Origin of the sequence: Flavobacterium quisquiliarum, assembly GCF_019308285.1 — a bacterium.
Classification (GTDB): Bacteria; Bacteroidota; Bacteroidia; order Flavobacteriales; family Flavobacteriaceae; genus Flavobacterium; species Flavobacterium quisquiliarum.
In genome coordinates this window covers 166,190-190,106 of the sequence record NZ_WWEM01000012.1, presented here as the reverse complement: position 1 = coordinate 190,106, position 23,917 = coordinate 166,190, and the positions used below count along the sequence as shown (strand labels likewise).

At 33.0% G+C, this 23,917-nt stretch carries 19 protein-coding genes; 12 read left to right on the top strand and 7 right to left on the bottom strand.

What is annotated here, in order from left to right; all coding sequences use genetic code 11:
- Positions 1 to 13 precede the first annotated feature (13 nt).
- Entirely contained in the window at positions 14 to 1,477 is a 1,464-nt protein-coding gene (locus tag GSY47_RS04595; RefSeq protein WP_179003641.1) for a glycoside hydrolase family 125 protein, read from the bottom strand.
- 150 nt (positions 1,478 to 1,627) lie between these two features.
- Positions 1,628 to 2,140 carry an acetolactate synthase small subunit gene (ilvN, locus tag GSY47_RS04590; protein WP_179003642.1) on the bottom strand — a complete coding sequence of 171 codons (513 nt, stop codon included), beginning with the start codon at positions 2,138 to 2,140 and terminating at the stop codon, positions 1,628 to 1,630.
- Positions 2,141 to 2,891: 751 nt separating this feature from the next.
- Between ilvN and GSY47_RS04585 the strand changes: the two genes are divergently transcribed.
- The 7 genes from GSY47_RS04585 (at position 2,892) to GSY47_RS04555 (ending at position 15,327) form a co-directional block, all read left to right on the top strand.
- Positions 2,892 to 3,440: an RNA polymerase sigma-70 factor gene (locus tag GSY47_RS04585; RefSeq protein WP_179003643.1), complete on the top strand. Its 549-nt coding sequence runs from the start codon at positions 2,892 to 2,894 to the stop codon at positions 3,438 to 3,440.
- Positions 3,441 to 3,911: 471 nt separating this feature from the next.
- Positions 3,912 to 5,063, top strand: coding sequence for a FecR family protein (locus GSY47_RS04580; protein ID WP_179003644.1), 1,152 nt, complete (start codon positions 3,912 to 3,914; stop codon positions 5,061 to 5,063).
- 124 nt (positions 5,064 to 5,187) lie between these two features.
- Entirely contained in the window at positions 5,188 to 8,670 is a 3,483-nt protein-coding gene (locus GSY47_RS04575) for a SusC/RagA family TonB-linked outer membrane protein (protein WP_179003645.1), read from the top strand.
- A gap of 10 nt (positions 8,671 to 8,680) precedes the next feature.
- Positions 8,681 to 10,093: a RagB/SusD family nutrient uptake outer membrane protein gene (locus GSY47_RS04570; protein WP_179003646.1), complete on the top strand. Its 1,413-nt coding sequence runs from the start codon at positions 8,681 to 8,683 to the stop codon at positions 10,091 to 10,093.
- Positions 10,094 to 10,251: 158 nt separating this feature from the next.
- Positions 10,252 to 11,286, top strand: coding sequence for a TlpA family protein disulfide reductase (locus GSY47_RS04565; RefSeq protein WP_219071128.1), 1,035 nt, complete (start codon positions 10,252 to 10,254; stop codon positions 11,284 to 11,286).
- Between the two features lie 30 nt (positions 11,287 to 11,316).
- Positions 11,317 to 12,447, top strand: a complete 1,131-nt coding sequence (locus GSY47_RS04560) for a TlpA disulfide reductase family protein (protein ID WP_179003648.1) — start codon at positions 11,317 to 11,319, stop codon at positions 12,445 to 12,447.
- A gap of 87 nt (positions 12,448 to 12,534) precedes the next feature.
- Positions 12,535 to 15,327, top strand: coding sequence for a M16 family metallopeptidase (locus GSY47_RS04555; protein ID WP_179003649.1), 2,793 nt, complete (start codon positions 12,535 to 12,537; stop codon positions 15,325 to 15,327).
- Between the two features lie 120 nt (positions 15,328 to 15,447).
- Here GSY47_RS04555 and GSY47_RS04550 read toward each other — a convergent pair whose 3' ends face one another.
- Both GSY47_RS04550 and GSY47_RS04545 read right to left on the bottom strand, forming a co-directional pair.
- Complete coding sequence (locus tag GSY47_RS04550) at positions 15,448 to 15,909, bottom strand: VOC family protein (protein WP_179003650.1); 462 nt, start codon at positions 15,907 to 15,909, stop codon at positions 15,448 to 15,450.
- A gap of 90 nt (positions 15,910 to 15,999) precedes the next feature.
- Positions 16,000 to 16,911, bottom strand: a complete 912-nt coding sequence (locus GSY47_RS04545) for a hypothetical protein (RefSeq protein ID WP_246611265.1) — start codon at positions 16,909 to 16,911, stop codon at positions 16,000 to 16,002.
- A gap of 301 nt (positions 16,912 to 17,212) precedes the next feature.
- Between GSY47_RS04545 and GSY47_RS04540 the strand changes: the two genes are divergently transcribed.
- The 3 genes from GSY47_RS04540 to GSY47_RS04530 all read left to right on the top strand — a co-directional run bounded on the left by GSY47_RS04540 (position 17,213) and on the right by GSY47_RS04530 (position 19,439).
- Positions 17,213 to 17,842 carry a Crp/Fnr family transcriptional regulator gene (locus GSY47_RS04540; protein WP_179003652.1) on the top strand — a complete coding sequence of 210 codons (630 nt, stop codon included), beginning with the start codon at positions 17,213 to 17,215 and terminating at the stop codon, positions 17,840 to 17,842.
- Between the two features lie 104 nt (positions 17,843 to 17,946).
- Complete coding sequence (locus GSY47_RS04535) at positions 17,947 to 18,315, top strand: helix-turn-helix domain-containing protein (RefSeq protein ID WP_179003653.1); 369 nt, start codon at positions 17,947 to 17,949, stop codon at positions 18,313 to 18,315.
- 101 nt (positions 18,316 to 18,416) lie between these two features.
- Positions 18,417 to 19,439 (top strand): LLM class flavin-dependent oxidoreductase, encoded by a 1,023-nt coding sequence (locus GSY47_RS04530; RefSeq protein ID WP_179003654.1) that lies wholly within the window; start codon positions 18,417 to 18,419, stop codon positions 19,437 to 19,439.
- A 184-nt stretch (positions 19,440 to 19,623) separates the two neighbouring features.
- Here GSY47_RS04530 and GSY47_RS04525 read toward each other — a convergent pair whose 3' ends face one another.
- Together GSY47_RS04525 and GSY47_RS04520 are read right to left on the bottom strand one after the other, a co-directional pair.
- Positions 19,624 to 19,800 (bottom strand): hypothetical protein, encoded by a 177-nt coding sequence (locus tag GSY47_RS04525; RefSeq protein ID WP_179003655.1) that lies wholly within the window; start codon positions 19,798 to 19,800, stop codon positions 19,624 to 19,626.
- Positions 19,801 to 19,980: 180 nt separating this feature from the next.
- Positions 19,981 to 20,613, bottom strand: coding sequence for a DNA-3-methyladenine glycosylase (locus GSY47_RS04520; RefSeq protein WP_219071127.1), 633 nt, complete (start codon positions 20,611 to 20,613; stop codon positions 19,981 to 19,983).
- Positions 20,614 to 20,805: 192 nt separating this feature from the next.
- On the opposite strand from GSY47_RS04520, the gene GSY47_RS04515 reads away from it, so the two are divergent.
- Both GSY47_RS04515 and GSY47_RS04510 read left to right on the top strand, forming a co-directional pair.
- The gene (locus GSY47_RS04515; protein WP_246611264.1) at positions 20,806 to 22,200 is read left to right on the top strand and encodes an MFS transporter; all 1,395 of its coding nucleotides are present in this window, start codon (positions 20,806 to 20,808) and stop codon (positions 22,198 to 22,200) included.
- Positions 22,201 to 22,322: 122 nt separating this feature from the next.
- The gene (locus GSY47_RS04510; RefSeq protein ID WP_179003656.1) at positions 22,323 to 22,517 is read left to right on the top strand and encodes a hypothetical protein; all 195 of its coding nucleotides are present in this window, start codon (positions 22,323 to 22,325) and stop codon (positions 22,515 to 22,517) included.
- A gap of 78 nt (positions 22,518 to 22,595) precedes the next feature.
- Here the strand turns inward: GSY47_RS04510 and GSY47_RS04505 are convergent, their stop codons facing one another.
- A complete protein-coding gene (locus GSY47_RS04505; RefSeq protein ID WP_179003657.1) occupies positions 22,596 to 23,816 on the bottom strand; it encodes a DUF763 domain-containing protein in 1,221 nt (406 codons plus the stop codon).
- Positions 23,817 to 23,917 lie beyond the last annotated feature (101 nt).

The window sequence follows — 23,917 nt, the reverse complement described above, 5'->3', positions numbered from 1 at the left end:
GAAGGCTTTGTTTTTATAAGTTTTTATCTTTTAAAACTTTTGGATATCTTTGACTGGTATGTACAATCATTTCGCCAAACAAAGTGTTCGCCCAAGCAAACCATTTGCGAGTGAATTTAGTTACATCATCTTTGTGAAAAGATTCGTGCATAAAACCTGTGGTAGCATTAGTTTTAATTAAAGTGCTGATACATTGTTTTATTTCGTTTTCATCAATACTTGTAATGGCTCTCAAAACAATACTCATAGGCCAGATGGTGTCTACTCCTGTATGCGGGCCTCCAATACCTTCTCCAGCTTTGCCTTTGTAGAAAAATGGATTATTCTCAGACAAAACAACTTTTCTCGTATTAAGATACAATGGATCATCTGGAGCAATTGCACCCAAATATGGAAGCGATAATAAAGAGGGAACATTGGCATCATCCATCATATGAAAACTGCCGTATCCATTGACTTCAAAAGCAATAATTTTTCCAAATTTTGGATGATTTATAATACCGTGCTCATTTAATCCTTTTTGAACTTGTTCCCTAAGTTCTTTTGCTTGATGAACCAAATCGTCGTCTTTTAAAGCAGGAAGAGAAAATAGTTCAATCAGATACCCTAATATTTCAATCGCAAACATATTGCTTGGAATCAAATAACCAAATAAAGTAGAGTCATCACTAGGTCTAAAAGTCGAAACAATCAAGCCGCATGGTTTTACAGGATAACCATAACCCGATAACGGAACGCCGTCTGTAGCCCAAGCCGTCTGACGCTGAAAACTATACGGACCGCCTTTGCCGTCCATTCTTTGCTGTTCTTTAAAGGTTTTTAGAACTAGTTTCATGGCCTCTTTCCAATGGCTGTCAAACATAGAAATATCGCCAGTTTCTTTCCAATAACCATGAGCCAACCGAACAGGATAACACAAACTGTCAATTTCCCATTTTCGTTCATGGATTCCTGGTTTCATGTCTGTTAAATCATTTTTCCATTCACTTTCTTTATTGAAATCTTTGTAAAATGCATTAGCATAAGGATCCAAAAGGATGCATTTCGCTTGACGATTTATAACACCTTTTACCAATTCGGCTAGTTTCGGGTCTTGTTTTACAAACGGAATATAAGGCCAGATCTGTGCAGTACTGTCACGCAGCCACATCGCATCGATATCGCCTGTAATAACATACGTATCTGGTTTACCGTCTATAACTTCAAAGTCAACCGTGGTATCAAGAGTATTTGGAAAACAGTTTTCGAAAATCCAAGCCAGCTCAGGATTCGCAATTTGTTTTTTAACTTTTACGATAGCAGCCTCAATTGCTTTACTGGTAAATTTACGCTCTGCCAAAAGTGGTCTTTGGGATACAAAATCCTTTAACGGAAATTCGAAAATATTGGAATTAAACCCAAAAGCTTCCGATTGAATTGCTAGTAATCCAGCAGAAAAAATGCCGGCATTTTTGATGAATTTTCTACGAGACTGCATAAAATTTTGGTTTAGAAATGGTTTAGTGTAGTTTAAAGATAATCGAAACTTTATTATACTAAATAAACAATCTTTTTCATCATTTCATTTAAAATTAGACAAATGACGTTTACGGTACTTTAAACGACCACTTTCAAGATAAAAATACTTTTAAAAACCTTCAAACTCTTCTCTAAAACTTTTTCCTGATTTAATTAAAGCAATGAGCGGACTTTTGACAAATTCAATAAGTCCGTTTTGCATTAAGAGATTTGTTAAAAGATCGATTTCAATTTCTTGTGCAGTAACTTCTACTATGGTGTAATCCCTTTCAAGAATTTTATAAGTTGCATTATGTTTTTGTAATAATTCTTGAACACTATCTTTAGTAACTTCATGAATAGGAAGTTTAAACAAAACGGTTTGTGTGTGTACGATTTCAGAATTTGTATTAAAATAACATTTGTAAACATCAATAATTTTTTCAATTTGCAACGCTAAGTTTCTTACTGTCTCAAAAGTTTCTATAACGACAATGGTAAATCTGTACATGCCATTAATTTCACAAGATGAAATATTAAAACTTTCAAAGCTGATTTTTCTTCTCGAAAAAATAACAGCGGTTTTGCTGACTAATCCCATTTGATCTTCGGTGTAAAATGTTAGCGTGAATTGCTCTTTCATTGGATGTTTAATGCTTATTTGTTAGTGAAATATTTTTGAGTTATTGTTGTGTATTCAGTTTCAGTTTGGATCAAAAAAAAAACCTTTCTCATCCTACTGAGAAAGGTTTCTATTATATAATACAATCCTGACTCATCACGGGGAATGAATAATGATAATTGCGATAATAATAATTGATGTTAAATTTTTCATGTTGCTTCTAAACGAAAAAACCTCCCGTTGCGGGAGGTTTTTAAAATTGTACTGTAATACTTTTATATAAAAATTTCCCTTACTAATATCGATTGATAATAATAGCGCTGCTAATAATAAGGGTAATAATTTGATTGTTCATTTTCTTTTGTTCTGATGGCAAATATATTATTTTTTCTTAAACAATAGATTTTATTTCTGTTTTACAAGAAAATTTTAGATTAGAAGAATTTCTCTACATCTTAAGATAAATATTCACTTAACAAAATCTCTTAAAATAAACGAATTTGTTATTTCAATTTTTGAAAAATATTTAAGTCTAATTCTCATAATATGAGTTGATTAAGTTGATTTTTCTAAAGTGATTTAAAGTTTTAACTCTAAATTTTTAAAATCAGGAATATGTTAAGTAAATTTTTTATTGAAACATATTTTACCTGTCAATTAACAATTTATTTATATTAGCAACAAAATAATAATACAAATGATTCTTTTTAACAAAACAAAAAAGAATAAAAAGGATTTGAGCTGAAATTTTTAAGACTTTCAAAAAGGAAATATGGGAGTGCAGTCTTTAAGTTTAAAGGAATATAAAAACGTTTTCAATACACTTTACCCTACATTGTGTCTGTTTTCGAACAAGTATGTTGAGAACCTTGAGGTATCGAAAGACATTGTTCAGGAAGTTTTTATAAAAGTTTGGGAAGATAAAATCGATTTTCATAATGATAGTACGATTAAGTCTTATTTGTATACTGCTGTAAAAAACCGTTCCCTTGATTATTTAAAAAGCAAACATTATAAAGTGACCGAATCTATAGGGAAAACAGATTTTGCCCAAATGGAAACTGATCCCTTTTTTTTAAGAGAAGTAGTCATTTCTGAAACTTCATTATTAATAGAAAAAGCTGTAAATACACTACCCGCAAAATGTGCGCAAATCATAAAATTGAGTATCAAAGGACTTAGCAACACCGAAATTTCTGAAGAACTAGGAGTTTCTTTAAATACCATTAAAACCCAGAAAAAAATTGCCTACAAACGTTTAAAACCTTTATTGAAAGATAGTTTCTTTATTATTGCATTCATATTTGAGATTCGAAATTGATATATTGAGATAGCACGAACTGACAAAGCAATTCACTAATTATATTTTCAGTATAAATTAGAGAAATAAAGTGCAAAGAATAAATTAGAGAAAATCCGTGAATTCGTGGCGAAAAATAAATAGCCACGAATTCACGAATTATTTTTTATAAACGATATGTAGTTTTTGCTGCAAATTAATCGAATTATACTTTGGCAATAAATCAGAGAAATAAAGTGCAAAGAATAATTAGAGAAAATTCGTGAATTTGTGGCGAAAAATAAATAGCCATGAATTCACGAATTATTTTTTATAAACGATACGTAGTTTTTGCTGCAAATTAATCGAATTATACTTTGGCAATAAATCAGAGAAATAAAAGGCAAAGAATATATTAGAGAAAATCCGTGAATTCGTGGCGAAAAAAAATAAACTTTTTTTTCACCCCCCTTTTTCTTTTTATCGTCTTAGCAATATATAACTATTACTAAGATGTCTATTTTCGAGAAAATACTTAAAATTTCCAGTCAAACCGCTTCCTCTATTTTAAAGCGTGAGAAACCAGAAGCGATGAATGACTCTGATCTTTTTACAGATTCAGATAAACAATATATATTGGAGCATCTTACCGACGAAAAACTTTTAAAAAAGCGTTCCGCGTTATTGCAGCAGATAAATAAAAAAGAAGGTTGGGAAGCGATTCAGAATAAAATTGAAGTTCCAGTTAGAAAACTTCCTATTTGGAAATATGCAGCAGCGGCAGCTGTTATAGTATTTGTTTCAACGATTTATTTTTATAAAAATGATGTAAACGAAAAGCAGCCGATAAAAGCAGTGTTAACGCAGCCAGTTATTAAACCGGGAACAGACAAAGCTATTTTAGTTTTAGCAAATGGGCAACAAGTAGCACTTGGAAAAGGTTCGCAGTACAGTTCAAAAGGAGTTCACAGTAACGGTACAGAAATTATTTACAATAATGAAACCGCTAAAACTGCGATAGCTTATAATTATTTGACCATTCCAAGAGGAGGACAGTTTTTTATCAAATTGGCAGATGGTACCAAAGTATGGTTAAACTCAGAATCAAAACTCAAATTTCCTGTAAGTTTTGAGGATGGAGAGCCACGCCAGGTTGAACTGGTGTATGGAGAAGCTTATTTTGATGTTTCGCCAAGTACAGCGCATAAAGGTTCTCATTTTAATGTGGTAACCAAAAACCAGAATGTTGAAGTTTTAGGAACTGAGTTTAATATTAAAGCATATCAAGATACTCCAGCAATTTTTACAACACTTGTAGAAGGTAAAGTAAATTTATCAGGATCTTTTGATAATACTATTTTAAAACCAGGATATCAGTCAGTATTAGAAAATAACCGTATTCGCGTTGCAGCAGTAGATGTTTTTAATGAAGTGTCGTGGAAAGACGGGACTTTTAGCTTTCAGGAAATGCCTTTAAAAGAAATCATGAAAGTATTGGAAAGATGGTACGATATTAAAACCGTGTTTAAAAACAAAGCTGTAGAAAACAGAACCTTTAATGGAATATTAGATAAAGATCAAAAAATAGAAGAAATTCTAAATATTATTAGCAACACAAACAATATCGCGTATGAAATAAACCAAAAGACTGTAATTTTTAAGTAAGTAAGGAAATTATAAGTTAATAAAAAAAGGGAAAAGTGGTTAGTGGGTCGAAGTACAAACCATCTTTTCCCGTGATAGGACTTATAATTAATTCAAGATTAACTGATAAACCAAAACCAAAATTATGAAAATTAAAATTATTAAAGCTGTTTTCTCTACCAGAAAAAGCATTTCAACTTTAATTATGCGAACCATTATTCTTTTTCTTTCTCTGGCACTTTTCAGCTTTACACCATTGGAACTTTTGTCCCAAAATGTGAAAATTGTAATAAAGAATGACCAAAAAGCAACCGTTGATCAAATTTTCGAGATCATTAAAAAACAGACCAAATACAGATTTGTCTATCGTTCTGACATGTTTGATAATCTTCCTAAGATTGAGCTTGAAAAAGGAACCATAAGTGTCAATACGCTGTTGGAAAAAAGCCTTTCTACAGGCAATTTCAAATATGAAGTTGCTGGAAATAATACTATAATTATTAAAGAAGTCCCAGTAAATGCGGGACAGAAAACTGCACCTATAGAAATTAAAGGAAGAGTTACAGATAACAACGGAGTACCATTGCCGGGTGTTAATGTAATTTCTGAAATGAATGCAGCCCGAACAACTACACTAGTAGTAACCGATTTTGATGGGAAATACTCTATTAGCGTTCCGAACGAACAAACCGTTCTGATGTTTTATTTTATGGGTTTTGAAACTCAAAAAATCACTGTAGGAAATAAAACTATTATCGATGTAAGCTTGAAACCAAGTGTGAGTAAGCTGGATGAAATTGTACTTATTGGTTATGGACAACAAAAAAGTACTAATGTCACAGGTGCAGTTTCGTCTGTTAAAATGACCGATTTTGTACAACAGTCAAACGGCGTAGCAGGTTTTGACCGTGCATTGGGCGGATTGATAAAAGGAGTTCAGGTTTCTCAAAATTCAGGACGTCCTGGTTCTCCTGTTATGATAAACATTAGAGGAATTACTTCTCCTTTGTCAGGAAGTTTAAATCAGCCGCTATATGTTATTGACGGAGTTCCTTTTAATGTAGATGGAATGCCAGGCACTTATGATGGAGGAAGCAATCCGTTATTGACCTTAAATCCTAATGATATTGAAAGTATCAACATTCTTAAAGATGCAGCGGCAACTTCAATCTATGGTTCCAGAGGAGCAAATGGAGTTATCATTGTAACTTCTAAAAAAGGAAAAAAAGGAAAGCCGGTCACCAATGTTAATTACAGTACTTTTTTTGCGACACCAATAAATACCGTTCGAAGTTTAAACACAGCTGAATACAAGAGTTTTTATAATAGGATTCTTTCCAGTTCTACAATGTCACCTTATGATATGGGGATGCTGAATTTTGCCAATATGGATTTCTCCAAAAATCCGCCAACATATTTAGGTTTAAATGAAAATGCGTTTGGTAAAGAAGATATCAATTGGAATGATAAAGTTTTTCGAGATATGGCACTAACCCAACAGGCTAATATTAATTTTTCTGGAGGTTCAGACATGACCAATTATATCTTCGGATTATCTGCTATAGATCAGGAAGGTTTAGTTGTTAATGATAATTATAATCAATACAACACCAGATTTCATATAGACTCTAAACTTTCTAAGTATGTAAAAGTAGGAGGAACTATGAATGGAGGTTATAATAGATCGAAATCTGGAGAAGCTTCTACAAGAACAAATGCAGGAGTAAATACAGCAGCGGTTCAGGCAAGACCAGATCAGCCTTATTTGGATGCACAAGGAAATTTAATTCCGTGGTCAGATTACACGTATGGCTTTGAGACTTTTACACCAAACCCGTTGCAGACACTAAATAATAAAAACATCCGAAATTCATATAATTTTATTGGAAATTCTTATATCGAAGTAACTCCAATTTCAAATTTAACGCTTAAAGCAGATGTGAATTCGGCTTTGTTTATCAACCAGAATTCTATTTTTTCGCCAAAAAGTACAATGGTTAATTTCGGTTACGCAAACAAATCAACTTTAACTGATTTAGAAAACGTAAACAGTAACCTTACCACCAATTTAACGGCTAATTACGATTTTAAAATTAAAGACAATAATTTTGGTTTCCTTGTTGGTTATTCTTGGGACAGAACGAAATACAGAGATAAGAGAAATGCTTATTCAGGTTTCCCAGATGATGAAGTTTTAATCAACGCAAGTTCAGCTGAAAGAGTAACTTCATATTCTGATCAGACTGTTGAATCAGGAATTAACTCTTTGTTTTCTCGTTTGACTTATAATTACAAAGACAAATACAATCTTACCGTTAACTTTAGAACAGATGCATCGTCTAAATTTGGTCCAGATAATAAAAGAGGTTATTTCCCATCTGTTTCTGGGACATGGAATTTAGCCAAAGAAAATTTCTTAGCAGACAATGACTATATTAATAAACTGCAATTGCGCGGTAGTATTGGTAAAGTTGGATCTACCAATGTTGCTAATTTTTCTTATCTGCAATTTTTCAGCACCAGTTCTTCTAACTTGTATGCGGGCAGTACAGCGGTAGTAGCATCAAGCACATTACCGAACCAAAATATTGGATGGGAGACTACCAAAGAATATAATTTAGGTTTAGATTTTTCAATTATAAAAGACAGAATCAAAGGAAGTTTTGATTATTATAATAGGAATACTACTGGAGCTTTGGCGCAAACTCCTGTTCCGTTGGAGTTAGGCCCCTCACAATATTATTCTAATTTAATGGACGTTTCAAACAAAGGAATTGAAATTTCATTAGGTGCAGATATTATTAAAACACAAGATTTTCTATGGAGTTTTAATATCAACTGGTCTTTGAACAGAAACATTTTAGAAAAATTAAACAGCGCTACCATAAGTAGCAACATTGCGGATAATTACACCGTAGGAAAACCTGTTGGAACTTTAACAGGATACAAAGTGGTTAAAATAATTCAGACTCAGGAGGAATTAAACAAACTAAATGCTGGAGCACCAGATGGTGTATACAGCAGAGCTTCTTTAAGTGTTGGTGATTATATGTTCGAAGACATTAACGGAGATGGTAAAATTACTTCATTGGACAGAACTGTTATTGGAACAATGCAACCAGATTATTTCGGAGGATTTTCAAATGTGCTGACCTATAAAGGTTTATCGTTAAGTTCTTTATTTCAATATTCTGTTGGAGCTCAGGCTTATTGGGATATGCTGTTGTTTCAAGGAGGCAATTATTTAGGACAGAATGTGGTGGCAGAATACGGCAACAATACATGGAGCCCAACAAATACAGATGCCAGATTCGCAAAACCAACTTATCAGGATCCATCAGGAAACTCAAGATCTTCTGACAGACAAATGTATAGTACCTCTTATTTGAGACTGAAAAGTATTCAGTTAACCTATCAATTACCAAAACAAATTATAGATAATCTTCATTTAAGCAGTGGTAATGTTTTCGTCAGCGGAACCAACTTATGGACATTAACCAAATGGCCAGGAAGCGACCCTGAATCTTATGGAGAAAGCGGACTTCCGTCAATCACAGGAAGAACTAGAAATAATGATCCATATCCGCTTGCAAAAGCAATTTCGGTTGGGTTTAATCTGCAATTTTAATTTAGCTATTATGAAAAAAATAAAACATATTAAGTTTATATATCTGTGTATCTGCTCTCTTTCTATCGCAAGCTGTAGTATTGATGAAGTAAAACCAATCAACCAATTGACAGATGAAAATGTCATCAGGGATAAAGAGTCTGCACAAAATGCTTTAAATGGGGTGTATAAACAATGGAGAGAATATAACACAGGATTTTTACCGATTCATTTGGCAGCAGAAGGAAATGAAGGCTTTATTACTGGCGCTATTTCTGGTTCTACAGGTATGAATCTGAATCAGGTAGATCCTGACAATGATTATCTTTCTTCAGTTTACAATAATTACTATGCGATAATCAATCAGGCAAATATTGTAATTGAAAAATTAGAAAACGGCAGTGCAGTAGGAATTGACGAACCAAGTAAATTACAAATGATTGCCCAATCAAAATTTAACAGAGCGCTGGCTTATTTTAATCTGCTTAGAAATTTTGGACAGTTTTATGATTTAAGTTCTAATTATGGAGTAGTAGTAAGAACTAAATTTTCCCGAGATGTAGAGGCTCAAAAAAGAAATACAGTTCAGGAAACCTATAATTTAATTATTCAGGATTTAGAATATGCAATAACAAACGGCCCTAAAAATGTAAAACATTATTATGGAGGAAGTTTGGCTGCAAAAGCATTGCTTGCAAAGGTAAAACTGACTACTAAAGATTATACAGGAGCTGCAACTCTGGCACTTGAAGTAATCAATAACACTGAAAATTATGGACTAGAAACCACTTATGCTGCAATTTTTACAAATACTTACAATTCAAAAGAAGTAATTTTTGCACCTTATACCAATCTTAATACTACTGAGAAAGATGTTTCTATGAATCAAATCAACAGAACGACTTATAGTACTATTTTAGATAAAGTGGCAGATGCACAGGTAGCCGGAGCAGGAAATTTAACTGGAAATGGATCTGGGTATGATTCCAGATTTTTATTTGCTTATTCTGCGAACACTAAAGGTACGAACAAACAAGGTAAATATCCTTTTAATTCAAGTGGAAATACGGGAGTTGGAAACACCAATTACTACCTTAGAATGGCAGAAATGTATTTAATCTATGCAGAAGCCATAGTACGTAGTAATGGTGATTCGAGTTTAGCACTTACTAAATTAAATAATATAAGAGCTCGTTCTGGCGCAACGGCTAAAGTATTTACTACTAAAGAACAACTGTTAAAAGACATACGAGAAGAAAAACTCTTAGAACTGTTCTTCGAAAACGGAGAATGCTGGTACGATTTAATTCGTTATCATGCTTTAGGAGATGTCTCTGCATTTACTGAAAAACCTTCTTTAAAGTCTGTAAATCAATTTATACTTCCAATTCCTTTGAAAGCAATGATTGGTAATAAATTGTTAGAAAAGAACCCAGGATATTAGATATCCATTACCCTTGAATCGGAATTAGTATTCATTTTTTTTAATTCTTAGTGTTTATCTGATAGGTTGTTAAAACCTATCAGGTACACTAAACTATTACCTTATTTTAAAATTTCAACATCAATTATACTTTAACATTTTAACAAAAAAATCAAACAATGAAAACAAATTTGAAACAAATACTTGTTCTATTGGCTTTACCATTCATTTCAGTGAATTCTCAGACTAAAAATGCAGACTATGCAGTAGTTTCAGGAAAAATTTCTAAGCCTATAGAAGGTAAGGAATTAAAACTATTGAATAGAAAAGAGAATAAAAACATTACAGTAAAAATTAATAGTGATGGTACTTTTAAAGAAACTGTAAAGTTAGATCAGCCGGGTTATTACAGTCTTTACTATGCAAAAGGAAATGTAGTATATCTTAAAAACGGATCGGACTTAAAAGTTAAGTTTGTAAATGAAGCTAAATCACTAAAATTTGAAGGAAAGGGAAGTATCGAAAACTCCATATTATACTTAAAGGATTCGCTTAACAATGCTTTGATCGGAGAATTTCCGTATAGTGATTTTTTAAGTCTTGAAGAAAAAGAGTATAACAGACAGATAGATGCTTACAAAAAAACAATAATTGATTTGGTGGAGAAGAACAAGGGGAAAATTGATCCAGCATTTTCAGCTAAACAAGTGGAAGATGTATCAAAATTGAAAGAAAGTATGCAGCCGATGTATGAAGAACAGAAAAAAATCTTAAAAGAACTGGCTCCCGGCATGGCATCTCCGGAATTCAACAATTACTTAAATTATGCAGGCGGAACAACTTCTTTAAAAGACCTTCGAGGCAAATATGTTTATATAGACGTTTGGGCAACTTGGTGTCATCCGTGTTTAAATGAAGTTCCATTTTTGAATGAAATAGAAGAGAAGTATAAAGGAAAAAATATCACATTTGTTAGTATTTCTATCGACCGAGAAAAAGAATTAGAAAAGTGGAGAGCAATGATTGTTGAAAAAAAGATGGGCGGCGTGCAGCTTTGGGCAGGTGGCAATTCTCCTGTAGAATTTTCAGATCGTTATTATATTAAAGGAATTCCACGTTTTATTTTACTTGATCCAAAAGGCAATATTGTAAACCAAAATGCACCAAGACCTTCAGATGAAAAATTGGTAAAACTGCTTGATAGTTTATTGTAACAAATTGATCATAAAATCAAAAAAAATATTATGAGAAATACAATTTTAAAATCGGGTTTATTGGCTTTAACGCTGATAAGCACCATAACTTCCTGCTCTAAGAAAGAAGAAGGTTATACCATAAACGGAAAATTTGCAGATGTAAAAGATGGAATGGTTTATCTTGAATTTACCGATGGTGAAAAGAAAATAACCGATTCTTCAACCATAACCAATGGCAGTTTTACTTTTAAAGGTAAAGTAGACGAACCTTTGTTGTATGTGATAAAACTAAAAGGAGCAGAGTTTGGAACACGTTTTTTACTAGATAACGAAACGATTACTTTTGAAGCTAAAAAAGATTCTATTCAGGAAGCCAAATTTTCGGGAGCCAAACAAGATTCTATTTATAAATCCTATTATAAAAACGAATTCAAAAAGGTCAATGATTTGGCGGCTCCAGTTTACAAAATGGCAGATTCTTTAACTCAAAAAGGGAAAGTAAAATTAACACCTGAGCAAAAGACTATCTTAGACAAACGTTGGGATGATTTACAAGCTCAAGGAAATCAGTTGACAGAAAAATTTATTGTAGATCACAAAGATAAATTGGCTGCAGCTTTAATTATTAACGAACGAGTTGTTACTTTAGGAACTCCTGAGAAAGTAAAAGAATATTATGCTCTTTTGACACCGGAAATTCAACAATCTTTTTATGGAAAAAAAGTAAAAAAAGAAATTGAAATTGCTGAAAAAACTGCGATTGGAGCGATAGCACCTGAATTTTCTCAAACAGACGTAAACGGAAAAATTATAAAATTATCAGACTACAAAGGGAAGTATGTTTTGGTCGATTTCTGGGCATCTTGGTGTGGGCCTTGCCGAAAAGAAAATCCTTATGTGGTTAAAGCTTACAATACTTATCATGAAAAAGGACTTGATATATTGGGAGTTTCTCTGGATGATAAAAAAGACCTTTGGGAAAAAGCAATCGAAAAAGATGGTTTAATTTGGAATCACGTTTCGGATCTAAAGGGATGGAAAAATGAAACAGCTGTTTTATATGGTGTAAAGATGGTTCCTACCAACTATTTAATTGACCCTGAAGGTAAAATTATTGACAAAAACCTTAGAGAAGAAGCACTTCACTCTAGATTAAAAGAAATTTTTATAAAAAAGTAAGTTAATTCTGTTTTTTTTGCAATATAAAACTATTCTTTAAAGTAAGAATAGTTTTATATTTACACGAATAATTTCAATCAACAAAAAATGAAAAAATACATCTTTTTGGGCTATTGCTCACTAGCTTTCTGCACCTTGATTTCAGCGCAGAGTAAATCGGTTAATTTTAAGAAAATCAAAGAATTAGGTGGGATTGAAGAATATTTGTACGAACCAAATGGCATGAGTGTGCTGCTGCTACAGGACAATGCTTCTCCAGTTGCAACCGTACAGATTGTCTACCGCGTTGGTTCTAAGCACGAGGTGTTGGGAAACACTGGCTCAACGCATCTTTTAGAACATTTAATGTTTAAAGGAACACCAACTTTTAATAAAAAGAATAAAAACAGCATACCTGATGTTCTTCAAAATAACGGAGCACAGATAAATGCCACAACTTGGTACGATCGAACCAATTATTATGAAACACTACCAAGTGATAAAATCGAGTTGGCACTTAAGATTGAAGCTGATAGAATGCGTAATTCTTTGTTATTAAAAGAAGACAAAGAAGCCGAAATGACGGTTGTAAGAAACGAATTTGAAAGAGGCGAAAACAATCCGAACAGTTTATTGGACAAAGAAATCTGGGCATCGGCTTATATTGCACATCCTTATCATCATTCCACAATAGGATGGAAATCGGATATTGAAAAAGCGCCGATTGAGGTTTTAAAGAATTTTTATAACACGTATTACTGGCCTGATAATGCGACTTTAACTATTATCGGCGATTTTAGAAAAGAGAATGTTTTTGAATTGATCGAAAAATATTTCGGAAAAATTACTAAAGCACCACACGTAATGCCTCAGCCTTACACGGAAGAACCTCAACAATATGGAGCACGTAAAATTGTAGTAAGAAAACCTGGGGAGTTGGGCGTTGTCAACAAAGCCTATAAAATTCCAGGCGCTCTAAATGAAGATCTGCCAGCATTGAATATTCTGGCTCAGATTATTGGAAATGGGCCATCTGCAATTTTGAATAAAACTTTTGTCGATACCCGTTTAGGAAATTATTCTTATGCCAGTGCTACCAACTTTAAAGAAGTTGGACTTTTTACTATTGGCGTTGGATTTCCAACCACTTCAAAACACGAAGATATTGATGCTAAAATCAGCGAAGTGGTAGCTAAAATCCAGAAAGATGGCGTGACTCAGGATGAAGTGAATCGTGTTGTAGCAAAAATCAGTGCTCAGACTGTCTTGAAGAGAGATGGATCTGGTGTAATTGCATCAGAATTAAACGAAGCTATTGCGTCAGGAGACTGGACAGATTATATAACAGGCATTGACCGATTAAAGAAAGTAACTCCAGCTGATGTGCTTCGTGTGGCTAACAAATATTTGGTGGAAGATCAGAGCACAACAGGCTATTTTATTCCGAAACAGTCTGGCTCACAGAATAAAGACCTGGCCAAAGCAAATAATTTTGTGGAAGAAAATGGCCCTTTTTATTACAGACATCCAGAAAATGAAGATAATCACTCAGAATGCAATTCTTTAGAAGCTTATTCAGAAAATAATGCATTGGAGGAAATTACAAAAGCAGAAAGTGCATTTGAAAAAACAGCATCAGCTTATAAAAGAGAAAAAGTTTCAGGAATTGATGTGGTTTCAGTAAAAACTTCTGCTAAAGATTTTGTGACTGTTGCAGCGAGTATTTCGTTGGGAAATTATGCAATCGAGACTAAAAATGATATTATTCCTGCGTTGACGGCTTCAATGCTTTCAAAAGGAACTACGCTGAATGATAAATTCAAATTCTCAGAAAAACTTCAGAAACTAGGAGTAAGTTTGAATGTAAGCGCTTCTTCTTTCAAAATCAACATTGGTTTTAAATGTTTGAAAAAAGATTTGGATCAGGTTGTTGTTTTACTGGCGGAAGAACTTAGAAATCCGCTTTTTGATGCTAAAGAATTCGAGAACTTAAAACAGCAGTTTATCGGAAACACGCAGCAGAGTTTAAATAGTCCTGGAGAAAGAGGAGATATTGCTTTGTCTCAAGCAATCTATCCAAAAGGAAATCCAAATTATAGTTTAAGTGTTGAGGAAAATATCGAAAATATCAAGAAAGCCACTTTAGAAGAAATAAAGGTTTTTCATAAAAAATATTTTGGACCTGCTTCAATGCGTCTGGTAATTGTGGGAGATACAGAAGGAGCGAACTTAAATAATTCCTTAAAAAAATCATTCAAAAATTGGAACGGAGGAGTTGCTGAAAAATTAAAATTTGAAGAAGCTTCAAAGGCAGCTTCAAAAACAGAAGTAGTAACAATTCCTGAAAAACCAAGTGCTGAATTATTCATTGGACAATATACAGGTTTAAAAAGAGCCGATGCCGATTATATTCCATTTTACATTGGGAATTACACTTTAGGTGCTGGATTTGCTGGACGTTTGATGCAGACAGTTCGTGATAATGATGGATTGACCTATAACATTTCATCTGGAATAGGAGGAAATATTGAAACAGGAGGTTATTGGTATGTAAATGCTTCTTTCAACCCGAATTTATTCCAAAAAGGGCTTGATGCGACAATGGTTCAGGTGGACAAATGGGTAAAAGACGGAATTACAGCAGAAGAACTGGAAAACAAGAAAACCAATTTAATCGGAAGTTTTAAAGTAGGAATGTCTACTACAAGCGGCATGGCGAGAACAATTTTAGGTTTTATCGAAAGAGGTTTAGAACCAAACTATATTGACCAATATCCAAAAGACATTGAAAAAGCCACTTTACAGCAGGTTAATGATGCGATTAAAAAGTATGTTAAGCTGGATAAAATGATTGTTATTAAAGCCGGTTCTCTTGATCAAAGCGGGAATCCTTTGAAATAAGTTTTCAGTGGTCAGTGGTCAGGTTTTTGGTGTACAAGTTGTAAAAATACAACGCTGTCAAAGTTCAAAACTTTGACAGCGTTCGACTTCGACTGACCACTAAAATCTGAACACTGATCACTAATTTTTTTCAAACGCCTCGGTCATAAAATCCTCAAGTCCTGATTCTTCCAATATTTCAATTGAAAACTCTCCAAAACGTTTGGGTAGCCAAATGATTCGGACGCCGCTTGGTGAATTGAGTTTTTCTTTTGATAACGGATTTCCATTTTCATCTTCGGGTTGAAGATCAGCCTCGATCAATTCATCATAAACAGCTTCGATGTCTGGAGCTGAATAACAATGGCGATAAATAGTTCCCTCGCCTTTGCTGTCCAAAAGATTTTTAAGATTTCCTGAAAAAGGCTGTACAAGCATGAATTTTTCTTGTCCCATTTTTACAACAGCATAAGTCACATGAAGATCATCTCTTTGCCAAGTAAACTTTTTTGAAATTTCGGCCTTTAATATTTTTGAATAATAATCGCAGGCCGTTTGAAGGTCTTTTACTAAAACATCGATATGACTAAACTTTAAGTCCATTTTTTACTTGTATATAATTTTCGATTAGATACAAAATTATCATTTCAGAAAAGAATGACAAATAAACCTATTGGTGTTTTTAAATTAAGATTATAAAGAATTCAGTTTTAGCGATAAACTTTTCAAATCCTGTTCAAGAGAGCGGATAGTTGCCTGTAATTCATTAAGCATATTGGCTCGTGTGTACAAATCATCTGCAGTATAAATACCGCCGTCATCAAAAAATAGTTTTTGTGTTTTTGCATCTATTTTTCCATTAAAATTATATTGAAGCCATCTGTTTTTTATACTTTCCTGTAGATCATTTTTTCCAGAATTACTAAACTGTTTTTCGTTAATAATGATCCATATAGAGTTAGGATAAGCTCTATTCGAGTTATCATTGTACCAAATATTTCCCAACAGATTTCGTTGTAATTTTAATTCTATTTTTTTTCCTTTTGGAGCAATAGTCAAAGCTCCCAATCCCGCACTTAACAATCCGCCGCTCACAGCAACTGCATTGCTAGAATTATTGTTTTTGACTAAAACGGCAGCTACTGTAGTCAAAGCACCTATAGTTACGGAAGCAACAGTAAGGTTTTTAGTTTTTTTATTATTTAAGCCGTTAACATAATCGGCTAGTTTGTTTATACGTTCGCCATTACAGTCCAATTCAGAGGCTAATGCATTTATTTCGATGCTGGTAAGTATTAAACGATCAGTGATTTTTTGTTTTAAGACCAATTTTTTTAAAGTGTCTTTTTTTATTTGAAGATATGCTGTTAGATAAACTTCAATACCAATGGCATTGCTAATCAAGATATCGTGTTTAGATAGATTCGCGTTTAAAATACTATCCTGCTGAATGAAATTTTGTTTGGGGATTTCTAATTTAGAATAATCATATTCGATTGTTGGCTGGCAATAATTGCTTGTTAAGTAATCAATTTTTGTACTGTTTAATACAGTGGAACAAGAAGAAACAAAAATGGAAAGCAGTAAAAAAATCAGTTGTTTCATATTGATTTTGTTTAACATTGAAATTATAAAATTCTTCCTTATTGTTGTGGATTTTGTTTAATTAATGATTTTTATTTCTATATATTAAATATAACTCATTTTTTGTTAAAATCAGCCAGATATCTATATTGGCGGGCAATTTTCTTCTTTTTTTTTGAGTTATAAAATGAAAAGCTATCTTTCTAATCTTTAACAAAAGCTTTTAAATTTTCAATTTATTAAGATTCGGTAATGATTTAATTTTGTCTAAGAATTAAATCCAAAAGTTAAACATATAATGTACACGCCAAAAATTAGAAATATGAAGAGAAAACAATTTGAAAATTTAAAAAACAATGGAATAGAGAATATATATAAATTGATTTCTAATTATGTTGAAATCGATGAATCGGAATGGGAATACTGTTACAGTAGGCTTAAAAGTACATTTTTTCCTAAAAAGAGCATGCTTTTAAATCAGAATGAAATATGTGGCAAGATTTTTTTTGTAGCAGGAGGTTTACTTCGAATTTATTATGCTGATGAAAAAGGAGAAGAAAAAACATTTCATTTTTGTCTAGAAGGTACTTTTGGTGTTGATTATGAAAGTTTCTTAAAAAACATTCCTTCGAGTTTTTCCATACAGGCTGTAGAAGACACTTTAGTTATAGAAGTAACTTTTGAAATGCTTCAAACCTTATACAGTACGCTCAGAAATGGCGAAAAATTAGGAAGACTTATTACAGAAGATTATTTCTTCATTCTAAATGATAAAATTAAAGCATTCTATATGCATTCTCCGCTAGAACGCTATGAAACGATGAATACGCAGTTTCCCACTTTACTGCAGCGGGTTCCGCAATATCATATTGCATCTTATCTTAATATCAGCTCGGTGCATTTAAGCCGTTTAAAATATGCCAGTAAAATAAAAAACACGCCAAACGATTAACATTTGTTATTGCGAAGGTTCATTTTTGATTATTTATTTGCAATTATCATTTGTAAATAGATATGAATTTAATTAATGAGGTACAATTTATAAAATTTAAACAGATGGCAGTAAATATAAATAATAGCATAAAAAACATCAGAGAACTAAAAAACTATACTCAAGAATATGTGGCCGACAGATTAGGAATGACGCAGGCAGGATATAGTAAAATCGAAAAAGGAATAAGTAAAGTAAGTCTGAAGAAATTACAGGAAATTGCTGCTGTGCTGGAAGTCAGCATGCAAAGTATAATACAGTTTGAAAGCGAACAGTATTTTGAAAAGAGAACTAGTGAAAGCAATACTATTAAAAGTACAGATTATATTTTTGTATGTCAGTTGTTAAAAGATAAAATAATTCTTTTGGAGAAATTGCAATATAAAATGGATTTAGAATTGAAAAGTTATCGAGATAAATTTGGAATGCTTTAGTTTGAAATGGATTCAAAAACAGAATTAACTATTGGGATCTTTTCCATTAAAGAACCAATAATGATGCGTATATTTGAGATTGTAAAATATATACTGTAGCTATGAAAAAAATAGGATTTTTATCGTTTGGACATTGGGCCAATCATCCTTCCTATAAAGCTCGTACGGCTAGCGACACACTGTTACAATCTATTGATTTGGCTGTTGCTGCAGAAGAAATTGGTATAGACGGAGCTTATTTCCGTGTTCATCATTTTGCTCAGCAGCTCGCATCGCCATTTCCTTTGCTTTCGGCTATTGGTGCCAAAACAAAGAAAATAGAAATTGGAACAGGTGTAATTGATATGCGGTATGAAAATCCGTTGTATATGGTCGAAGATGCTGGTGCAGCGGACATCATTTCGGAAGGACGATTGCAATTAGGAATCAGCAGGGGTTCGCCTGAACAAGTAATTGACGGCTGGCGTTCTTTTGGATATGAACCAGAAGAAGGCGAAACCGATGCAGATATGGGACGTAAAAAAGCGTTAGAATTTTTGGATAAGCTGAGTGGAGAAGGATTCGCAGAACCAAATCCGTATCCAATGTTTCCAAATCCACCAGGTTTACTACGTCTTGAACCACATTCTGAAGGATTGAGAGAGCGTATTTGGTGGGGAGCAGCATCTAATGCAACCGCAATTTGGGCAGCCGAAAACGGAATGCACTTACAAAGCTCAACCCTAAAGTTTGATGAAAATGGAAAACCATTTCATATTCAGCAGGCAGAACAAATCAGATTGTATAAAGAAGCTTGGAAAAAAGCAGGACATGAACGTGAAGCTAGAGTTTCAGTAAGCCGTTCGATTTTTGCTTTAGTAAATGATCAAGATAAATTTTATTTTGGAGATCAAGGCAAAGCGACTGATAGTTTTGGTTATATCGAAAGTGATAAACGTGCTATCTTTGGAAGAGGTTATGCAGCGGAACCAGAAAAATTAATTAAACAACTGGCCGAAGATGAAGCAATTCAAGAAGCAGATACATTATTGCTTACAATTCCTAATACATTAGGCGTTGAGTATAATGTCCATATATTGTCTTCTATATTAGAATATATTGCGCCAGAACTGGGTTGGCGTTAAGCAATCAAAAGATAATAGAAAAGCCTCTAATTTTAATGATTAGAGGCTTTTTTTTGATTACAGTAATGCTTTAAAAAAAAGTATATCTATTTTATATGTGGCTTGTATTTTTCTTATTATGGCATTTAAAATTCTAATTGGTAAAATAGTGAATGAGGTTTTAATGATAAAATTAAGCCAATTATTAAACATCATCTCTATTCAACTCACAATTTTTATTATTTTCAGGTGTTTCGTCCCAATCTCCCCAATCTCCCTGATATATTTTCAAACACACTAATTCATCATTATCAACAGAATAAATTTTAGTATGGGAAATACTGCAGTATTTTTTGTCGCGGTTTGTTTTTAAATTTTCCATTGTTAGATTTTTAGAAGTTAATTAAAACGATTCTGATCATTATTTAATGGTTTTGCAAAATGCAATCAAATTAAGATTGTATATTATTCCAAAGCTACAAACACGAGAGAGTATTATTTTTATAGTTTAAAGTTTTAATTTTATAGTATTACCAGTTGTTTATTGTTGTAACTTTTTGGTTTATATTTTGTTAGGTTTACTAACGTATTTATTTCCTTTAACAAAAAAACGCCATGGCAAAAGAGCATCTTCCTGTGCATAAGCAACACCGATACGCGGAGTAGCTGCAATTTCTTTCTCAGAATATCGAATACCATGATCTTCAATCCAAATCTCAGAGCCATTTAGATCTTTTTTATTAAAAGAAGCGTCTATTCCCAATGCTTTTGCCGCAGAGCCTGGACCAGCTGAAATTGCAGCTTTAGAAACAGGCATATTTCTTCTTTCTTCCATAATTTCCTTTCCCTCAGCGGGTTCAATTGCTCTTATTAAAACGGCATGTGGTTCACCTTCAACAGAACTTACTATATTGAAAAGATGATGAATACCATAACATAAGTAAACATAAGAAACACCACCGCTTGTATACAATGTTTCGGTTCGATTGGTTCGTCTGCCTCCATACGCGTGAGAAGCTTTATCTTGCACACCAAAATAGGCTTCTGTTTCTACTATAATACCGCTGGTTATTTTTCCGCCTATTTGAGTATAAAGGAGTTTTCCCAAAAGATCTTTGGCTAGAAAAATTACATCAGAATTTAGGTAATAAGAAAAGGGTAATTTATGAGGATATTTTTCAAGATTTTCTATCATAATTTACGAAGAGTTTAAAAGTGTTTTTTAAATTAAGAAAATAAAGAAATTATTTGAATGAAATTGAATTTTAAAAAGACAAAAAATTTCAATAAGAATGTTTAAATTTAACTTAACTCAATAAAAAGGGGCTTAAAAACTAGGAAGCCTTTAATCGACATTTTAAGATATTACCGTAAAGAAACAGATATTTTGGACAAAACAGAAGAAAAAAAAGAACAGAACGCCGTGCATCTTTTACCTTGGGTTACCGCCATAGCCATGTTTATTCAGTCCCTTGACGGAACAATTCTCAATACTTCTCTTCCTTCTATTGCAAGGGATATGGGATATTCTCCAACAGAAATGCATTCTGTAATTGTCACATATACGCTTACGTTGGCAATGTTTATACCCTTATCGGGCTGGCTTGCAGATAAGTTTGGAACTCGGACAATGTTTATGATTGCCGTTTTTTTATTTGTAACAGGTTCTTTATTTTGTGCTTTGTCTGTTGATTTGCAGAGTTTTAATTTAGCTCGTGTTTTACAAGCAGTTGGAGCATCAATGATGGTTCCAATTGCAAGGTTGGCTATTTTATATCAATATCCTAAAAGCGAACTATTAAAGACGATGAATTTTATTACTGTTTTTGGGCTTTTAGGAATGGTTGCAGGCCCAAGTCTCGGCGGATTTCTGTCTGATCATTTGTCATGGCACTGGATATTTTTAGTGAATGTTCCTATTGGTCTAATCGGAATTTCGATGGCATACAAAATAATGCCTAATTTCAAACATGCTGTAGGCAGATTTGATTTTAGAGGATTAGTATACTTTAGTTTAGCTCTTATATTTATTACTATGGTTCTTGAGCTTATTGGTAATGGAAGAACACATATGATGGTCATTTTAGGATTGCTTTTTCTTTCAGGTTTACTATCTCTTTTCTATTATATTCATTACAAAAGAACCGAAAAACCCATAATTGATTTAAGACTGCTCAATATTCGAACATTGAAAATAGGCTTAAAAGGAAGTTTAATAACCAGACTGGGAATAGGCGGACTACCTTTGTTATTGCCGTTAATGCTCCAGACAAGTTTTGGTTATTCAGCTTCAGTATCTGGCTTGCTTTTGCTTCCATCTGCTTTGTCGAATGTAGCAGTTAAGCCTTTTATGGTGAGCATTATAAAATTCTTTGGTTACAGAACAGTTCTAATTAGTAATACTATAATGCTCGGATTAATCTTGATTGTTTTAGGTTTTGTTACCAAAGAAACACCACTGCCTTATTATATTGTATTGATGATTTTTTATGGGGTTTTTACATCCATTCAAATGTCAGCAATGAATACCATTACATTATCAGATCTTGATCAGGATACAGCTAGTGGCGGAAATACAATGCTTGTTATTATGCAGCAATTGTCGGTGAGTTTCGGCGTTTCTGTCGCAAGTTTGGTTTTGTCTTTATTTCAGTCAGGAATTTTTGAATTAAACACTGCTAAAGCTTTTCAATATACTTTTATTGTTCTTGCTGTTTTTACGATTTTGTCCAGCATAACGTTTTCAAGATTGAGTAAAACAGATGGAGCTGGATACATGTAATTAAATTGAGCTTAAAGGACTATGTTGTTGATTATGCTAGTTTTATAACTTTTAGCAGTGATTGTATAAAAATAGGTTTTAAGATTTAAAGTAATTTTATTGAAATTTAAATCTTGGAGATTATGAAAACAAACAATCAAAATCCGGATGCTGCTAAAAAAGGTGGTTCTGATAATAGAAGTGACACAAGAAAACATCAATATAGAGATCATGATGAAGTTTTGACTAATGATGAAAATTATGATACTGATACTCATAAATTCAAAGGAAAAGAACCTGACTTCGATGACAAATTGAATAATGAAGAAAAGAATTAAAAATTAAGAATGTCTCTGATAAAGTCAGGGACATTTTTAATTTATATTTAATAATAAAAATTATTTTTCTTGATTTTTTTAAAACAATTCTAGTTGATTGCTTGGGTTTGAAGGTTTATTTTTAGGAGGTTTGGCATCTCCAAAAACGGTCTTTCCTCCATATTTATATGATTCTTCTCTTTCTTTTTGAATTAATGCATCAAGATTAGTGTTGGGAGTAAAGCTTTGTTCTGCTTTTCTTGAGATTTCAGATAATTTTTTGATCGCGTCGATTTTATCCGTGTTTCCAATTTTGGCACGGTTAATAGCACGTTGTAGTGTATCAATTGTCTCATCATAAATTTTTATAGGAACAGGAAATGGATGTCCATCTTTTCCTCCATGAGCGAATGAAAAACGTGCTGGATCTTCAAATCGGGTAGGAGTGCCGTAAATAATTTCACTTACTAAAGCTAGAGACTGCAGTGCTCTCGGTCCCATTCCTTTCAAAAGCAGCAGTTCTTCAAAATCTTCCGGTTTGTTTTCATGGGTAGTCCAAAGCATTGCTCCCAATCTCTTCATATTGACATCTTCTAGTCTCACATCATGATGAGCGGGCATTGAGAGATGCTGCATTTCTTTTATTATTTTAGAAGGAGATTCGTGTATTAATTCTAAAATACCTTCTCTCGATTTTTCTGCAGCTTGAGCGGTAAGATTTAAGATTGTACCTTGATTTTCTCCATAAATAAAAGTGTGAGGTTCATTTATAAATGATTTTAAATCCTGTGAATGCCAATGATATCTTCTGGCTGTTTTAGAGTTAGGGTTCATGCCTTGTTGTATCACTGCCCATTGTCCTTTATTATCCACAATGAAATTATGCTGATACAATTGGAATCCATCCTGAATGGCAGTATTATCAACTTTAGCGGTTAGACGACTGCAGTTGGCAAGATTAATTCCGTCTAAGCCTGTTTTCTCTCCGACAAATAAAAGTTCCTGCGGTGTTAAAAGTGAATTTTTGCCCTTGCCTCCGCAAATGTAAATTCCAAGTTCTTTTGAATGTGGATTGACAGATTTTTTTAATGCTCCAAGTACAGAAGTTGTAATTCCAGAAGAATGCCAGTCCATTCCCATAACGGAGCCAAAACTTTGAAACCAAAATGGATTACTCAATTTGCTTATTACTTCGGATGTCGAAAATTCCAAAGCAATTGTTTCGACTATTGATAGTCCCAATTTCGACATTCGCTCAGAAAGCCATAGCGGCACTTGTCCGTAATGTAAAGGAAGATCTGCTGTGCCGGAACGTTTCATGTGAGCTGATTGTGTTTTACAAAAGTAAATAAAAAATCCCATTTCGTTAGAAATAGGATTTAGAGAGGTTTTTAATGTAGATATTGATAAGTTTTAAAATA

Bases quoted from the DNA above. Each gene is read 5' to 3' on its own strand.
- GSY47_RS04570 (WP_179003646.1), top strand. From the start codon at position 8,681: ATGAAAAAAATAAAACATATTAAGTTTATATATCTGTGTATCTGCTCT.
- GSY47_RS04565 (WP_219071128.1), top strand. From the start codon at position 10,252: ATGAAAACAAATTTGAAACAAATACTTGTTCTATTGGCTTTACCATTC.
- GSY47_RS04540 (WP_179003652.1), top strand. From the start codon at position 17,213: ATGAAGAGAAAACAATTTGAAAATTTAAAAAACAATGGAATAGAGAAT.
- GSY47_RS04580 (WP_179003644.1), top strand. From the start codon at position 3,912: ATGTCTATTTTCGAGAAAATACTTAAAATTTCCAGTCAAACCGCTTCC.
- ilvN (WP_179003642.1), bottom strand. From the start codon at position 2,140: ATGAAAGAGCAATTCACGCTAACATTTTACACCGAAGATCAAATGGGA.
- GSY47_RS04585 (WP_179003643.1), top strand. From the start codon at position 2,892: ATGGGAGTGCAGTCTTTAAGTTTAAAGGAATATAAAAACGTTTTCAAT.
- GSY47_RS04545 (WP_246611265.1), bottom strand. From the start codon at position 16,911: ATGAAACAACTGATTTTTTTACTGCTTTCCATTTTTGTTTCTTCTTGT.
- GSY47_RS04560 (WP_179003648.1), top strand. From the start codon at position 11,317: ATGAGAAATACAATTTTAAAATCGGGTTTATTGGCTTTAACGCTGATA.
- GSY47_RS04595 (WP_179003641.1), bottom strand. From the start codon at position 1,477: ATGCAGTCTCGTAGAAAATTCATCAAAAATGCCGGCATTTTTTCTGCT.
- GSY47_RS04555 (WP_179003649.1), top strand. From the start codon at position 12,535: ATGAAAAAATACATCTTTTTGGGCTATTGCTCACTAGCTTTCTGCACC.
- GSY47_RS04525 (WP_179003655.1), bottom strand. From the start codon at position 19,800: ATGGAAAATTTAAAAACAAACCGCGACAAAAAATACTGCAGTATTTCC.
- GSY47_RS04520 (WP_219071127.1), bottom strand. From the start codon at position 20,613: ATGATAGAAAATCTTGAAAAATATCCTCATAAATTACCCTTTTCTTAT.
- GSY47_RS04550 (WP_179003650.1), bottom strand. From the start codon at position 15,909: ATGGACTTAAAGTTTAGTCATATCGATGTTTTAGTAAAAGACCTTCAA.
- GSY47_RS04505 (WP_179003657.1), bottom strand. From the start codon at position 23,816: ATGAAACGTTCCGGCACAGCAGATCTTCCTTTACATTACGGACAAGTG.
- GSY47_RS04530 (WP_179003654.1), top strand. From the start codon at position 18,417: ATGAAAAAAATAGGATTTTTATCGTTTGGACATTGGGCCAATCATCCT.
- GSY47_RS04535 (WP_179003653.1), top strand. From the start codon at position 17,947: ATGGCAGTAAATATAAATAATAGCATAAAAAACATCAGAGAACTAAAA.
- GSY47_RS04575 (WP_179003645.1), top strand. From the start codon at position 5,188: ATGAAAATTAAAATTATTAAAGCTGTTTTCTCTACCAGAAAAAGCATT.
- GSY47_RS04510 (WP_179003656.1), top strand. From the start codon at position 22,323: ATGAAAACAAACAATCAAAATCCGGATGCTGCTAAAAAAGGTGGTTCT.